This window comes from Pseudomonas rhizozeae (assembly GCF_031583775.1).
GTDB lineage: Bacteria > Pseudomonadota > Gammaproteobacteria > Pseudomonadales > Pseudomonadaceae > Aquipseudomonas.
The window spans coordinates 111,729-126,393 of the sequence record NZ_JAVLSB010000076.1; the positions used below are offsets into that span (position 1 = coordinate 111,729).

12 protein-coding genes are annotated in these 14,665 nt (G+C 61.3%); 3 read left to right on the forward strand and 9 right to left on the reverse strand.

The window, feature by feature from the left end:
• Nucleotides 1–77: 77 nt before the first annotated feature.
• The gene (locus RG836_RS27070) at nt 78–1,703 is read left to right on the forward strand and encodes a glucan biosynthesis protein D (RefSeq protein ID WP_310850915.1); all 1,626 of its coding nucleotides are present in this window, start codon (nt 78–80) and stop codon (nt 1,701–1,703) included.
• Nucleotides 1,704–1,841: 138 nt separating this feature from the next.
• Here the strand turns inward: RG836_RS27070 and RG836_RS27075 are convergent, their stop codons facing one another.
• The 3 genes from RG836_RS27075 to RG836_RS27085 form a co-directional block, all read right to left on the reverse strand.
• On the reverse strand, nt 1,842–2,948 hold the full coding sequence (locus RG836_RS27075; protein ID WP_310850916.1) for an NADH:flavin oxidoreductase/NADH oxidase: 1,107 nt from the start codon (nt 2,946–2,948) through the stop codon (nt 1,842–1,844).
• A gap of 233 nt (nt 2,949–3,181) precedes the next feature.
• The gene (gene recJ / locus RG836_RS27080) at nt 3,182–4,891 is read right to left on the reverse strand and encodes a single-stranded-DNA-specific exonuclease RecJ (RefSeq protein ID WP_310850917.1); all 1,710 of its coding nucleotides are present in this window, start codon (nt 4,889–4,891) and stop codon (nt 3,182–3,184) included.
• 66 nt (nt 4,892–4,957) lie between these two features.
• Nucleotides 4,958–5,500, reverse strand: coding sequence for a YaeQ family protein (locus RG836_RS27085; RefSeq protein WP_310850918.1), 543 nt, complete (start codon nt 5,498–5,500; stop codon nt 4,958–4,960).
• A gap of 145 nt (nt 5,501–5,645) precedes the next feature.
• Here RG836_RS27085 and RG836_RS27090 point away from each other — a divergent pair, with 145 nt between their 5' ends.
• Both RG836_RS27090 and RG836_RS27095 read left to right on the forward strand, forming a co-directional pair.
• Nucleotides 5,646–6,845, forward strand: a complete 1,200-nt coding sequence (locus RG836_RS27090) for a CaiB/BaiF CoA transferase family protein (protein WP_310850919.1) — start codon at nt 5,646–5,648, stop codon at nt 6,843–6,845.
• A 73-nt stretch (nt 6,846–6,918) separates the two neighbouring features.
• The gene (locus RG836_RS27095; protein ID WP_409078112.1) at nt 6,919–7,761 is read left to right on the forward strand and encodes a TIGR02285 family protein; all 843 of its coding nucleotides are present in this window, start codon (nt 6,919–6,921) and stop codon (nt 7,759–7,761) included.
• 180 nt (nt 7,762–7,941) lie between these two features.
• Here RG836_RS27095 and RG836_RS27100 read toward each other — a convergent pair whose 3' ends face one another.
• The 6 genes from RG836_RS27100 to xerD all read right to left on the reverse strand — a co-directional run bounded on the left by RG836_RS27100 (nt 7,942) and on the right by xerD (nt 14,601).
• Nucleotides 7,942–8,223 (reverse strand): DUF3509 domain-containing protein, encoded by a 282-nt coding sequence (locus RG836_RS27100; protein WP_310850921.1) that lies wholly within the window; start codon nt 8,221–8,223, stop codon nt 7,942–7,944.
• Between the two features lie 159 nt (nt 8,224–8,382).
• On the reverse strand, nt 8,383–9,768 hold the full coding sequence (locus tag RG836_RS27105; RefSeq protein ID WP_310850922.1) for a transporter substrate-binding domain-containing protein: 1,386 nt from the start codon (nt 9,766–9,768) through the stop codon (nt 8,383–8,385).
• Between the two features lie 119 nt (nt 9,769–9,887).
• The gene (thrC, locus tag RG836_RS27110) at nt 9,888–11,297 is read right to left on the reverse strand and encodes a threonine synthase (protein WP_310850923.1); all 1,410 of its coding nucleotides are present in this window, start codon (nt 11,295–11,297) and stop codon (nt 9,888–9,890) included.
• 62 nt (nt 11,298–11,359) lie between these two features.
• A complete protein-coding gene (locus RG836_RS27115) occupies nt 11,360–12,664 on the reverse strand; it encodes a homoserine dehydrogenase (RefSeq protein WP_310850924.1) in 1,305 nt (434 codons plus the stop codon).
• A gap of 126 nt (nt 12,665–12,790) precedes the next feature.
• Nucleotides 12,791–13,522, reverse strand: coding sequence for a bifunctional protein-disulfide isomerase/oxidoreductase DsbC (gene dsbC, locus RG836_RS27120; RefSeq protein WP_310850925.1), 732 nt, complete (start codon nt 13,520–13,522; stop codon nt 12,791–12,793).
• A gap of 182 nt (nt 13,523–13,704) precedes the next feature.
• Nucleotides 13,705–14,601, reverse strand: a complete 897-nt coding sequence (xerD, locus tag RG836_RS27125; RefSeq protein ID WP_310850927.1) for a site-specific tyrosine recombinase XerD — start codon at nt 14,599–14,601, stop codon at nt 13,705–13,707.
• Nucleotides 14,602–14,665: the final 64 nt, after the last annotated feature.

Consider the following 14,665-nt stretch of genomic DNA (forward strand, 5'->3'; position numbering starts at 1 on the left):
AAGGTATGTCCGAACTCCCCTCTTTGATCCACAACGTGCCAGGAACGGCGCGGGATTATTCAAGACAGGTTGTATCTATGCACCGCAGAAATCTGCTGAAAGCTTCCATGGCCATCGCCGCCTACACCGGTTTGTCGGCCAGTGGCCTGATCGCCGCCAACGCTTGGGCGGCGGGCGGCGCGGCCGACGGCGACGCGCAACACTTCGACTTCGAAGCGCTGAAGATCCAGGCCAAGCAACTGGCCAGCAATCGCTATCAGGACACCAAGCAAGTGCTGCCGCCGACCTTGGCGACCATGACCCCGCAGAATTTCAATGCGATCCGCTACGACGGCGATCACTCGCTGTGGAAGGAAGTGAAAGGCCAACTGGACGTGCAGTTCTTCCACGTCGGCATGGGTTTCAAGCAGCCGGTGCGCATGTACAGCGTCGACCCCAAGACCCGGCAGGCCCGCGAAGTGCATTTCCGCCCATCGCTGTTCAACTACGAAAAGACCACGGTCGACACCAAGCAACTGACTGGCGATCTGGGTTTCTCCGGCTTCAAGCTGTTCAAGGCACCGGAACTGGATCGCCATGACGTGCTCTCGTTCCTCGGCGCCAGCTATTTCCGCGCAGTGGATGCGACTGGCCAATACGGCCTGTCGGCGCGCGGCCTGGCGATCGACACCTACGCCAAGAAGCGCGAAGAATTCCCTGATTTCACCAAGTTCTGGTTCGAGACGCCGGACAAAAACAGCACCCGTTTTGTGGTCTACGCCCTGCTCGACTCGCCGAGCGCCACCGGTGCTTACCGTTTTGACATCGATTGCCAGGCCGAGCGCGTGGTGATGGAGGTCGACGCCCATATCAACGCACGCACCGCCATCGAGCAATTGGGCATCGCACCGATGACCAGCATGTTCAGCTGCGGCACCCACGAACGCCGGATGTGCGACACCATCCACCCGCAAATCCACGACTCTGATCGCCTGGCGATGTGGCGCGGCAATGGCGAGTGGATCTGCCGGCCGCTGAACAACCCGGCCACCCTGCAGTTCAACGCGTTCGCTGATACCGACCCGAAAGGCTTCGGCCTGGTACAGACCGACCACGAGTTCGCCAACTACCAGGACACCGTCGACTGGTACAGCAAGCGTCCGAGCCTGTGGGTAGAACCGACGACCGCGTGGGGCGAAGGCTCTATCGATCTGCTGGAAATTCCTACCACCGGCGAAACCCTGGACAACATCGTCGCGTTCTGGACGCCGAAGAAACCGGTGGCCGCCGGCGACTCGCTCAACTACGGCTACAAGCTGTATTGGAGCGCCCTGCCGCCGGTGGGCACACCGTTGGCGCGGGTCAACGCGACCCGCTCTGGGATGGGTGGTTTCACCGAGGGCTGGGCGCCGGGCGAGCATTACCCGCCGGTCTGGGCCCGTCGCTTTGCCGTGGATTTCACCGGCGGCGGTCTGGATCGCTTGCCGGAAGGCACCGGCATCGAACCGGTGGTGACCTGCTCGAACGGCAAGGTCCAGGACTTCAGCGTGCTGGTGCTCGACGACATCAAGGGTTACCGGATTCTGTTCGACTGGTACCCGACCAACGACAGCGTCGAGCCAGTGGAACTGCGCCTGTTCATCCGCACCAATGACCGCACTTTGAGCGAGACCTGGTTGTACCAGTACTTCCCGCCAGCGCCGGACAAACGCAAGTACACCTGAGCTTGAACCGCTGCGGGGTCTCCCACATTGGAAATGCTATCCCTTGTGGGGGCCAGCCTGCTCGCGAAGACGATATTCAAGCCAGACAAAAAAAGCCCCGATCACTTCGATCGGGGCTTTCGCATTTCCGGGCCTCACTCAATCGCGCAAATCAGATTCATGGATCGGCTGATCACGGTGAGTCGCGCGTTGGTATTGCGCCGGCCACACCGCTTTGCGCCCGCCCAGGTCGTCGTCGGCGTGCAACGGCCAGTACGGGTCGCGCAGCAGTTCGCGGGCGAGGAAGATCAGATCCGCCTGGCAGGTGCGCAAGATGTGCTCAGCCTGCGCCGGCTCGGTGATCATGCCCACGGTGCCTGTGGCGATGCCCGCCTCCTTGCGTACTCGCTCGGCGAAACGTGTCTGGTAACCCGGGCCGGTGGGAATCTCGGCGTTGGCCGCAGTGCCGCCTGAGGAAACATCAATCAAATCCACGCCCAGGCTTTTCAGGCGACGGGCCAGTTCGACAGTTTCATCGGGGTTCCAGCCGTCTTCCACCCAATCCGTGGCCGACAGACGCACCACCAGCGGCAGTTCTTCCGGCCACACCGCGCGAACCGCTTCGGTGACTTGCAGCACCAGCCGGATCCGGTTCTCGAACGAGCCGCCATACTGATCGCGGCGCTGATTACTCAATGGCGACAAGAATTGATGCAGCAGATAACCGTGGGCGGCGTGCACTTCCGCGACTTTAAAACCCGCCACCAGCGCACGTTTGGCGGCCGCGACGAAGGCTTCGATGACTTCGCCGATGCCCTGTTCATCCAGTTGTTTCGGCGGCGTGTGCTGCGGGTCGAAAGCAATCGGCGACGGCCCGATCGGCGTCCATCCGCCGTCCTCCACCGTCACGCTGCCGTGCTTGCCTAGCCACGGCCGGTGGGTGCTAGCCTTGCGCCCGGCGTGGGCCAACTGGATGCCGGCGACCGCGCCTTGAGCAGCAATGAAACGGGTGATGCGTTGCAGCGGTTCGATCTGTTCGTCGTTCCACAGGCCAAGGTCTTGGGCGGTGATGCGACCGTCGGCGGTGACTGCGGTGGCTTCGGTAAAAATCAGCCCGGCCCCGCCCACGGCACGACTGCCGAGGTGCACCAGGTGCCAGTCATTGGCCAGGCCATCGACGCTGGAGTATTGGCACATCGGCGATACAGCAATGCGGTTGAGCAGGGTCAGTTGGCGAAGGGTATACGGTTCAAGCAGCAGACTCATGGGGCACCTCTCGATCAGTGGGCAGGCTCCAGGGTTCTGTTTGAAAAGTCGACGAGTGACAAGAGAAAGGGTGCAGCGCCCGCCCCCACGGGCTTGAGAATTCGGTGGACTGTCACAAGGCCAATCAAGCAGTGCTTAGAGCCTAGTCGACAACGGGGGATGGTGGAGGGTTCAGATGGTTATTGACGTCGCTTCGCGACCCGGCGAGAGCAAGCTTCCTCGCCACGAGCGCATTAGCGCGGTTCGATGTGCGCAATCATCAGTTGTACGGTTTCCTGGCCGCGAAACTCGTTGAGATCAAGCTTGTACGCCAACTCGACCCAACGAATGGTCGGGTTCGGCCACACGTCGCGATCGATGCCGAAGGCAATGCCATCGAGCTTCACCGAACCGCACTCGCTCTTGAGCACCACTTTGAGGTGACGCTCGCCGACCACCCGCTGCTCGACCAACTGGAACACGCCGTGAAACAACGGCTCCGGAAAATGCTGGCCCCATGGCCCGGCGTGGCGCAAGGCGCGGGCAAGCTCCAGGTGAAATTCCTCGACCGCCAGCGTGCCGTCCGACAGCAGCCGACCGGTCAGGTCCTCTTCGCGCAATTGCCGGCGCACTTCCGCATCGAAGGCCTCAGCGAACAGCGGGAAGTTGGCTTCCGGCAAGGTCAGGCCCGCGGCCATCGCATGGCCGCCGTACTTGCTGATCAGGTTGGGATGCTGCGCTGCCACCACGCTCAAGGCATCGCGAATGTGAAACCCCTGGACCGAGCGGCCCGAGCCCTTGAGCAAGCCATCGCCAGCATCGGCAAAGGCAATGGTCGGACGGAAATAACGCTCTTTCATCCGCGACGCGAGGATGCCGATCACCCCTTGGTGCCACTCGGGATCGAACAGGCACAAGCCGAACGGCATGGAATCGACCGGCAAATCCTTGAGCTGCGCCAGCGCTTCACGCTGCATGCCTTGCTCGATGGATTTACGGTCCTGATTCATGCCGTCCAGTTGCGCCGCCATTTCCCGGGCGCGGCCGGCGTTATCGGTGAGTAGGCATTCGATGCCCAGGCTCATGTCATCCAGGCGCCCCGCCGCGTTCAGTCGTGGGCCGACGATAAAACCGAGGTCGGTGGAGGTGATGCGCGAAGGTTCGCGCTTGGCCACTTCTAGAATCGCCTTGATCCCCGGCCGCGCACGCCCGGCCCGAATCCGTTCCAGGCCCTGGTGGACCAGAATCCGGTTATTGGCGTCCAGCGGCACCACGTCAGCCACGCTGCCCAGCGCCACCAGGTCGAGTAACTCGCCGATGTTCGGCTGCGGCCGGTTCTCGTACCAGCCAAGACCGCGCAGCCGCGCGCGCAGAGCCATTAGCACATAGAAGATTACCCCGACACCGGCCAGCGCTTTGCTCGGAAAACCGCAACCGGGCTGGTTGGGGTTGACGATGGCATCGGCCAGCGGCAGTTCGTCGCCAGGCAAGTGGTGGTCAGTGACCAGCACCTTGAGCCCCGCCGCTTTCGCCGCCGCCACACCCTCGACGCTGGAAATGCCGTTGTCCACGGTGATCAGCAACTGTGGCTGACGCTCCAGCGCCACCGCGACGATTTCCGGGGTCAGGCCGTAGCCGTATTCAAAACGGTTCGGCACCAGGTAATCGACATGCGCCGCGCCAAGCAACCGCAAGCCGAGCACACCGACGGTGCTGGCCGTGGCGCCGTCGGCATCGAAGTCACCGACGATCAGGATGCGCTGACGCTGCTCCAGCGCCGTCACCAGCAACTCGACCGCAGGCTCGATGCCCTTGAGTTGCTGGAAAGGGATCAACCGCGCCAGGCTCTTGTCCAGCTCCGCCTCGGACAGCACGCCCCGCGCCGCGTACAGGCGGGTCAGCAGCGGCGGCAAGTCGCCGAGGAATGGCAGGGTGTCAGGCAGGAGGCGAGGTTCGATGCGCATGGGGTGACAGGTGCTTCTCTTGGATACGTAGGATAAAACCCGGTAGAGCGGACATGCGGCGAAAAATCAGCCGCGCTCGCCGCTCAACCACTGCAACTGGACTTCATGTTGACCACGGTCGTCGGTGACGAAAATCGTCCCTTCGCTGATCATCACGTCCCACTTGATTACGCGGGGCATTTCTTTGGCCAGGGTCTCCAGGACTTCCTGGGGCACGGCGGCGATGTGCACGTTTTTCAGGTTCTTGATTGCCGGGATCACTTTGGTCTCCCAGACCCGCAGGCTGCCGTAGGCCAGCAGGCTGGTGCGTTCGGTGCGACGCGAGCACCAGGTCAGGCGATCGGCGTCCGGCTGGCCGACTTCAATCCAGTGCAGCACGCGGTCATCCAGACTTTTTTCCCACAGCGCGGGCTCATCGACGTCTGACAGACCTCGGCCGAACGACAGTTGCTCGTTGTACCAGAAGGCGTAGGCCAACAGCCGCACGGTCATGCGCTCTTCGGTTTCCGAAGGGTGACGGGCGATGGTCTGCTTCACGGTCTCGTAAACGCCGCGGTCGAGGTCGGTGAGGTTCAGTTCAAACTTGTAGGTCGTGGACGGCTGGGCCATGAACGGGCTTCTTGATGCGAGGAAAGGCGGCAAGTCTAACCGATGCCGGCCGATTCAACGAATCCTCGGCAGGATCCTTCGCCGGGTGGTCACGGGCTATGCTAAAACGCTGTACCCGCTCAGTCCTTGAATCACAGGAATCGTCATGCCGCTCACCGCCAAACCCCTCGCCGGCGTCAAAGTCATTGAACTCGGGACCTTGATCGCCGGACCCTTCGCCTCGCGCATCTGCGGCGAGTTCGGCGCCGAAGTGATCAAGATCGAATCCCCGGACGGCGGTGATCCCCTGCGCAAATGGCGCAAGCTGTATGAAGGCACGTCGCTGTGGTGGTTCGTCCAGGCGCGCAATAAAAAGTCGCTGACCCTGAACCTGAAGCACCCCGAGGGATTGAAGATCCTCAAACAACTGATCAGCGAAGCCGACATTGTCATTGAGAACTTTCGCCCCGGCGTATTGGAGAAACTCGGCCTCGGCTGGGAGGTGCTGCACGCCCTGAACCCGAAACTGGTGATGGTCCGGCTCTCGGGTTTCGGCCAGACCGGGCCGATGAAGGATCAACCGGGCTTTGGCGCGGTGGGTGAGTCCATGGGCGGGCTGCGCTACATCACCGGTTTCGAGGACAAGCCGCCGGTGCGCACCGGAATTTCCATCGGCGACTCGATTGCCGCGCTGTGGGGGGTGATCGGCGCGCTCATGGCGCTGCGGCATCGGGAAGTCAACGGCGGTCAGGGCCAAGTGGTGGACGTGGCGCTGTATGAAGCGATCTTCGCCATGATGGAAAGCATGGTCCCGGAATTCGATGTGTTCGGTTTCATCCGCGAGCGCACCGGCAACATCATGCCCGGCATCACGCCCTCGTCGATCCACACCAGCGCCGACGGCAAGCACGTACAGATCGGCGCCAATGGCGACGCGATCTTCAAGCGGTTCATGGTGATCATTGGCCGCGAGGACCTGGCCAACGATCCGCTGCTGGCCAGCAATGACGGCCGAGACAGCCGTCGCGATGAGCTCTACGGGGTGATCGATCGCTGGGTCGGCTCATTGCCGCTGGCCAGCGTGATCGCGCAACTGAACCAGGCCGACGTGCCAGCCAGTCGGATCTTCAGCGCCGAAGACATGTTCAGCGATCCACAGTACCTGGCGCGGGAAATGTTCCTCAGCGCCAAGCTGCCCGATGGCAAAGATTTCAAGATGCCGGGCATCGTGCCGAAACTCTCTGAGACACCCGGCCATTCAGAATGGGTCGGGCCGCAACTGGGCGAGCATAACGCACAGGTACTCCAGGATCTTGGCTATGACGAGACCCAGATCGCACAACTGCGCAGCGACGGCGCTATCTAAGCGCAAGCTTGCGCGCCCGGCATTTTGCACCCTTCGCCTCAGTGGCGGCGTAAAGGGGCGCCGCGCGTTGGCGATGGTGATGCTGCTCTGGGGTCTGGCGGTTTGGCCGGCGGCTCAGGCCAAAGAAACACTAGTCTGGCTGCTGCGCGACTTGCCGCCGCTGATGATTTTCGATGGTCCGAGAAAAGGTCAGGGGGTGATCGATCAACTGTTGCCGGAATTGATTGCCGGCATGCCGCAGTACTCCCACAGCGTGTTGCACGTGAATCGCGCCCGCGCCCTGCAAATGCTCTCGGAACCGTCTTTCACGTGCGACGCGGCACTGAACTGGAGCAAGGAGCGCGAGCAATGGATTGTGTTTTCGATGCCAGTGTTTCGTGCCATGAGTAATGGCCTGGCGGCGCGACGTGCCGATCATGCGCTGCTGGCGCCGTTTATCAAGAACGGCGAAATCGACCTGGCGGCGCTGCTGGCCAGCGGGCGTGAAAAACTCGGGGTGATCGCCGAGCGCAATTACGGTGACTACCTCGACGGCCTGCTCAAGCAAGCGCCCGCCGACGCACTGACCGTGCATTACGGCAACGATGCGTTGGGCAGCCTGCTGCAAATGCAACGCCTCGGGCGCGTGCAGGTGCTGCTGGGGTATCGGGCGGAAATTCGTTACCAGGCGCAACAGCAAGGCATCGCCGACGACGAGTTGCAGTTCTATCCTATCTTCGGCACCGGCAAATACTTGTCGGGCTACATTGGCTGCAGCGACACACCGCAAGGCCGACAAGCCATCGTCGAGATCAACCAGTTGCTGCGCGCCATGCCTACTGAACGATTGAGCGAGGCGTACGCGGCGTGGCTCGATCCGCAAAGCAGGGACGATTACCTGGAAGCGGCCAAGGCGTTTTTCCTTGAACAGCAATAGCGACCCTAAAACCTGCGGACAAAAGAAACCCCGAGAAGTGGGGAGACGACTCGGGGTTAAACGTGGCCTTACTTAGACCAGTGACAACAAGCTACAAGCACCGGAGCACAATGCTTGATCCTGCTGCTACAGGGTCTGACGACCTCGATGCGGGAAGGTTCCCCATCGCTCGATTCAATTTCAATTAGCCAGGGACTTTTCCTGTGCAGCGTTGCGCAACGCTGCGATCACGCAGGGTTCCAAACGACCTTCTGCAATCATCAAATCGCGATGCAGGCCATCCACGACGTCGGTCAGCGCACGTTTGTCATTCAGTTGTGCCTGATTGAACATCCGCTCGATCACGATCGCGCCAGCGGGACTCTTCAAGGTCACCAGGCATTCGCCCTGCAAACCCGATGGAGTCAATGTCACCTGATACGGGCTCAGAGCCTCACCGAGCAATAGACTGATACTTTCCAAATCGATCACCACTCAATAGTCCGAAAACAAAGTGCCTGGGGCGTGCTTACAGTAAATGACCATCGGCCAGAGCAGAAAGTTCTTTTCGTCAGCGGCCCGTGCCCGCTCCGGGAGATCGAGCATGCGCCGTGAAGATGACAGAGAAAAAACATTCGCGGATCAGTTCACACCGCCCACGGCATCGCCGTAGGGCTCGGGATCGCTGCGGCGGCGCTGAGCATCGATCCAGCCCCCCAACAAACCGCGCAACTGGCCATCGGCGCCATAAAAGGGCACGGACCACTGGTACACCTCCCTGACGCCCCCGAGAAACCCGAGCCGGCGGTCACCAAATCGGGATCGGCGCGTTCTGATCTGCTCCATCAATTCCCTATGCAATTGTTCGGCCGTCGCCCGAGGCAGCAGCTGGGTGTCCAGCAACGAGGTACCCTGGACCTGCTCGAAACGGGTAACCAGTTGCTCCTCGTAACTGCGATTACACATGATGAGACGCCCCTGCAGATCCCGAATGAAGATCGGGTCGGGCATGGCATCCATCAACGCTTTCTGAAAGGCTAATTGGTCGCGCAATTCGGCCTCGGCTGTCAGGCGTTGCTCGATCTGCGCTTTCAAACGCCGATTCCACAACAACGACAGCCAGCCAAACACCCCAGCGCCAAACACGCCCCAGCAGCCCCATTCGGTCAATTGTTGCCAAGTCGAAGGCGCCGGACGGGGGGCCACGCCATCGAGCCATTGGCGGCGCAAAGCGCGCATTTCTTCGGCGGAAAAAGTCGCCAGGGCTTTGTTAAGGATGCCCAGCAGTTGCGGCAAATCCTTGCGCAACGCCAAGTGATCGGGCTCCCACTTGCCCTCGACAACGCGCCCGACGGCCAACTGCCCGGCCGGATACAAGTGAGCCCCTGTTTCGTTCTCAATGGTGGCCCAGGCTTCGCCGCTTTCCACCAGCGCCCGTGCCTCGGCAGAGGTCTGCACCGAGCGCAAGCGAATCCTGGGGTAATCCCGTCGAACCAGTTCTTCCAGCGCATGCCGCGCCGGCAACACCAGGACCTTGCCCTCAAGATGCGCCAGGCTTTGCACCGGGGGCTGATTCTGCCGTTCGACGAATACCCAGCCCGACCCGCCGTAGGCATGGCTGAAATTCAGAAAAGCCTTGCGTTCATCATTCACCGCCAGGGTTGTGCTGAGGTGAGCACTGCCGCTTTCCAGTGCCTCCAACAGTTGCGCGGTGGAAAACGACTCCTCATAGACGAATTGCAAACCGGTCATGCGGCTGATGCGCTTGAGAATGTCGGTGTTCAAACCGCTCCACTGACCCTGTTCGTCCTTGAACACGTACAGCGGAAACTGCACAGCGGCCACGGTTACCTGCGGGTGTTGTTCGATCCACTGCCGCTCTTCGGCACTCAATGCCAATCGGCCGTGCACGACCGATGCGGGAGGCTCGAACGCCACCAGTTGCGCCGCCCTCGCCCCTTCCATCCAGCCCAGCAGGCATAACACTACCCAGCCTAGCGCTGGTCTCATCCCGGTCAAAAACAGCATTGCCACTTCCTTCGTGATCAACTCGCCCGTCCTTCAGGGGCGATAACGCGACCAGTGTGGCATGCAAAAACAACAAAGCCCGTCAGGAGACGGGCTTCAAAATGTGACAGCTTGATGACTTACAGCGGCTTGCCACGGTTGCCATGCTGGCTGACAAAGGCCTGGACGGCTTTCAAGTCATTTGGCAACACGGTGCAACGCTCATCTCTCGCAAACAAATCAGAAAGATGTGCAGGTAGTTCGAGCGCTTTTCCTACACCGGCTTTTTCCACTGCGTCCGGGAATTTGACCGGATGCGCCGTGCCGAGGATCACCATCGGGATGTCCAGGCTACGACGGCACTCACGGGCAGCTTTCACACCGATCGCGGTGTGCGGGTCGAGCAGCTCGCCGGTCTGTTCGTACACCTCGGCGATGGTTTCGCAGGTCTGCGCGTCATCCACGGCCAGGGAATCGAACAGCTTGCGCGCTTCGGTCCAGCGTTCCTGCTCGACGCTGAAACCACCGCCCTGCTTGAACGAATCCATCAAACCGGCGATCGCCGCGCCGTTGCGACCGTGCAGGTCGAACAGCAAGCGCTCGAAGTTCGACGACACCATGATGTCCATCGACGGCGACAGCGTAGCGTGCAGGGTCTCCTTGACGTACTGATTGCCGCTCATGAAGCGGTGCAGGATGTCGTTGCGGTTGGTGGCGACGATCAACTGGTTGATCGGCAAGCCCATGTTGCGCGCCAGGTACCCGGCGAAGATGTCGCCGAAGTTGCCGGTCGGCACCGAGAACGACACCGAACGCGCCGGCCCGCCCAACTGCAGCGAGGCATGGAAGTAGTAAACGATCTGGGCCATGATCCGCGCCCAGTTGATCGAGTTCACCGCCACCAGGCGCGTGCCCTTGAGGAAACTCTGGTCGGCGAAGCTGGCCTTGACCATTTCCTGGCAGTCATCGAAGTTGCCTTCGATGGCGATGTTGTGGATGTTCTCGCCGAAGATCGTCGTCATCTGCCGACGCTGCACTTCAGACACACGGTTGTGCGGGTGCAGGATGAAGATGTCGACGTTTTCGCAGTGCTTGCAGCCTTCAATGGCGGCCGAACCGGTATCACCGGAGGTGGCGCCGACGATCACCACGCGCTCGCCGCGTTTTTCCAGCACGTAGTCGAGCAAACGACCGAGCAGTTGCAGGGCGAAATCCTTGAACGCCAGGGTCGGGCCGTGGAACAGCTCCAGCACCCACTCGTTGCCGTTCAACTGGCGCAACGGCGCCACGGCGTTGTGCGAGAAAACGCCGTAGGTTTCTTCAAGAATTTTTTTGAAATCGGCATCCGGAATGCTGCCGGTGACAAACGGGCGCATCACCCGGAAGGCCAGTTCGTGGTACGGCAGGCCGGCCCAGGAAGCGATTTCTTCCTGGGTGAAACGCGGCAGGTTTTCCGGCACGTACAGGCCGCCGTCGGTGGCCAGACCGGCCAGCAGGACGTCTTCGAAATTGAGGGCCGGTGCCTGGCCGCGGGTACTGATATAACGCATGACTGGCTCCAATAGACAGTGTTCGTAAACCGGGCCGCATGGGCCCGGCGAACGATAGCGACTTAGTTCAAGTGCTCGACACGGATCCGCACGACCGGGCCAACCACGTCGGCCAGGGCTTCAAGCGCGGCGATCGCGTCGTTGATGTGCTGCTCCAGCACGCGGTGGGTCAGCAGGATCATTGGCACCAGGCCGTCGTGTTCTTCGACTTCCTTCTGCATGATCGATTCGATATTGATGCCGCGCTCCGACAGGATGCTCGCCACTTGGGCCAGTACGCCTGGATGGTCCTTGGCCTGGATGCGCAGGTAGTACGCGCTCTCGCAGGCTTCGATCGGCAAAATCGGGTGCGCCGACAGCGAATCGGGCTGGAAGGCCAGGTGCGGCACGCGGTTCTCCGGGTCGGAGGTCATGGCACGAACCACGTCCACCAGGTCGGCGATCACCGACGACGCGGTCGGCTCCATGCCGGCGCCCGCGCCGTAGAACAGCGTCGAGCCTGCGGCGTCACCGTTGACCATCACCGCGTTCATCACGCCGTTGACGTTGGCGATCAGGCGATCGGCCGGGATCAGCGTCGGGTGCACGCGCAACTCGATACCGGCGGCCGTGCTGCGCGCAACGCCCAGGTGCTTGATGCGATAGCCCAGCGCTTCGGCGTAGTTCACGTCAGCGGTGGTCAGCCTGGTGATGCCTTCGGTGTAGGCCTTGTCGAATTGCAGCGGGATGCCGAACGCAATCGACGCCAGGATCGTCAGCTTGTGCGCGGCGTCGATGCCTTCGACGTCGAAGGTCGGATCAGCCTCGGCGTAACCCAGAGCTTGCGCCTCGGCGAGCACGTCTTCGAAGGTGCGACCCTTCTCGCGCATTTCGGTGAGGATGAAGTTGCCGGTGCCGTTGATGATCCCGGCCACCCAGTTGATGCGGTTGGCGGACAGGCCTTCACGGATCGCCTTGATCACCGGAATGCCACCGGCCACGGCCGCTTCAAACGCCACAATCACGCCCTTCTCGCGCGCCTTGGCGAAGATCTCATTACCGTGAACGGCGATCAGCGCCTTGTTCGCGGTCACCACATGTTTTCCGTTTTCGATCGCTTTGAGTACCAGCTCACGGGCGACGGTGTAGCCGCCGACCAGCTCTATGACGATGTCGATCTCAGGGTTCGTGGCCACTTCGAAGACATCGTTGGTAATCGCAATACCGGTCGTCTGGAACTGAGGCTTTGGCGTGCGGGTGGCAATTTGTGCCACTTCGATCCCACGCCCGGCACGACGAGCAATTTCCTCGGCGTTGCGCTGAAGTACGTTGAAGGTCCCGCCACCGACGGTCCCTAACCCACAGATGCCTACTTTGACCGGTTTCACTGTGAACTCCCCATAAAACGGCCGACGCGGGGTCGGCCGTGAACACAACCGCAGGTTCGCGGTTCTCTATTGATGGCCCGGCCAATGGAACCGCCGAGCCATGATCGTCAAAGGCTGACGGCGAATCTACTTCGCGCCCAGCGCCAGTTTGGCGACTTGTGGCGCAGGCTGGTAGCCCGGAATGACCTGACCGTCGGCCAAAACGATGGCCGGCGTGCCGTTCACGCCAATCGACTGCCCGAGGGCGAACTGTTTGGAAACCGGGTTATCGCACTTGGCGGCCTTGATTTCCTTGCCATCGACCATTTTGTCCATGGCCGCTTTCTTGTCTTTGGAACACCACACCGCTTGCAGCTGTTCGTCGCCCGGCGAGCCGAGACCCTGGCGCGGGAATGCCACGTAACGCACTTCAATGCCGCGCTTGTTCAGCTCCGGCACTTCTTCATGCAGCTTGTGGCAGTACGGGCAGGTGGTGTCGGTGAACACGGTAATGTGCGACTTGGTTTCGCCGATGGCCGGGTACACCACGGTTTCGGCGACCGGAATGTCGTTGATCAGTTTGGACACGCCCAGGCGTTCGGTTTTTTCGGTCAGGTTGACCGGTTTGCCGTCCTTGAGCTGGAACATGTTGCCCTGGACGATGTACTGGCCGTCAGCGCTGGCATAAAGCACGCGGCTGCCCTTGAGCTTGATTTCATACAGGCCGGGCATCGGGCTGGCGCTGATGGAATCGACCGGTACGTCGAGCTGGAGATTGTCGAGGCTTTTACGGATGGCTTTGTCGGCCGCGTCATCGGCGACGGCAAAGGTGCTGACCAACGCAATGGCTGCGGCGGCGAAAATCGGGGTCAGACGCATGAGAACTCCTGAAGGCGGACAAATGGAACAGCCAGAACGCCCGTGCCGAAACACCGGGTCACAACCGCCCACCGTGCAAACCGGCAAAGCCTACCACAGAAGGGCTGCGGGGCCGAATGGAGGTGACGTAAGCGCATGATCCGGTGGCGTAGGAGCTTGCTCCCTCGCCACAGGTCATTTCGTTAGCCGCGCGGATGGTGTTTAGCGTGCAAGTCCTGCAATCGAGCGCGTGCGACGTGGGTATAGATCTGGGTGGTCGACAGGTCGCTGTGGCCCAGCAGCATCTGCACCACGCGCAGATCGGCACCATGGTTGAGCAGGTGCGTGGCGAAGGCGTGGCGCAAAGTGTGCGGTGACAGCGACTTGCCGATCCCGGCGACTTTGGCCTGATGCTTGATGCGGTGCCAGAAGGTCTGGCGGGTCATCTGCTCGCCGCGCAGGCTGGGGAACAGCACATCGCTGGGGCGCCCGCCAAGCAACTCGCTGCGGGCATCACGCATGTAGCGCTCGACCCAGACAATCGCCTCCTCGCCCATGGGCACCAGACGCTCCTTGCTGCCCTTGCCCATCACCCGCAGCACGCCCTGGCGCAAATTGACCTGCTCGAGGGTCAGGCTGATCAGCTCGGTCACTCGCAAGCCGCAGGCGTACAGCACTTCAAGCATCGCGCGGTCGCGCTGGCCGATGGCTTCACTGAGATCCGGCGCCTTGAGCAACGCCTCGACATCGGCTTCCGACAGGGATTTGGGCAACGGCCGGCCGAGCTGCGGCATGTCGACGCGCAAGGTCGGGTCGACCGCGATCAACTTTTCCCGTAGTAAATAGCGGTAGAAGCCACGCACCCCGGAGAGGAATCGCGCGGTTGAACGGGGTTTGTAGTTTTGTTCCAGACGCCAGGCCAGGTGATCGAGGATCAGCTCGCGGCCGGCGTTGATCAATTCGAGGTTCTTTTCCTGCAGCCAGCCGTTGAACAACGCCAGGTCACTGCGATAGGCATCGCGCGTGTTATCGGACAGGCCTTTCTCCAGCCACAGAGCATCGAGGAACTGGTCTATCAAAGGGTGATCAATGGCGGACATAAACACTCGGATAACGGGAAAACCGACGGCAAGTCTTTCATAGCCAGGCGTCGCTTTACAGTGC

Bases quoted from the DNA above. Each gene is read 5' to 3' on its own strand.
- dsbC (WP_310850925.1), bottom strand. From the start codon at position 13,522: ATGCGTCTGACCCCGATTTTCGCCGCCGCAGCCATTGCGTTGGTCAGC.
- RG836_RS27095 (WP_409078112.1), top strand. From the start codon at position 6,919: ATGGTGATGCTGCTCTGGGGTCTGGCGGTTTGGCCGGCGGCTCAGGCC.
- RG836_RS27075 (WP_310850916.1), bottom strand. From the start codon at position 2,948: ATGAGTCTGCTGCTTGAACCGTATACCCTTCGCCAACTGACCCTGCTC.
- recJ (WP_310850917.1), bottom strand. From the start codon at position 4,891: ATGCGCATCGAACCTCGCCTCCTGCCTGACACCCTGCCATTCCTCGGC.
- RG836_RS27085 (WP_310850918.1), bottom strand. From the start codon at position 5,500: ATGGCCCAGCCGTCCACGACCTACAAGTTTGAACTGAACCTCACCGAC.
- RG836_RS27070 (WP_310850915.1), top strand. From the start codon at position 78: ATGCACCGCAGAAATCTGCTGAAAGCTTCCATGGCCATCGCCGCCTAC.
- RG836_RS27090 (WP_310850919.1), top strand. From the start codon at position 5,646: ATGCCGCTCACCGCCAAACCCCTCGCCGGCGTCAAAGTCATTGAACTC.
- RG836_RS27105 (WP_310850922.1), bottom strand. From the start codon at position 9,768: ATGCTGTTTTTGACCGGGATGAGACCAGCGCTAGGCTGGGTAGTGTTA.
- xerD (WP_310850927.1), bottom strand. From the start codon at position 14,601: ATGTCCGCCATTGATCACCCTTTGATAGACCAGTTCCTCGATGCTCTG.
- thrC (WP_310850923.1), bottom strand. From the start codon at position 11,297: ATGCGTTATATCAGTACCCGCGGCCAGGCACCGGCCCTCAATTTCGAA.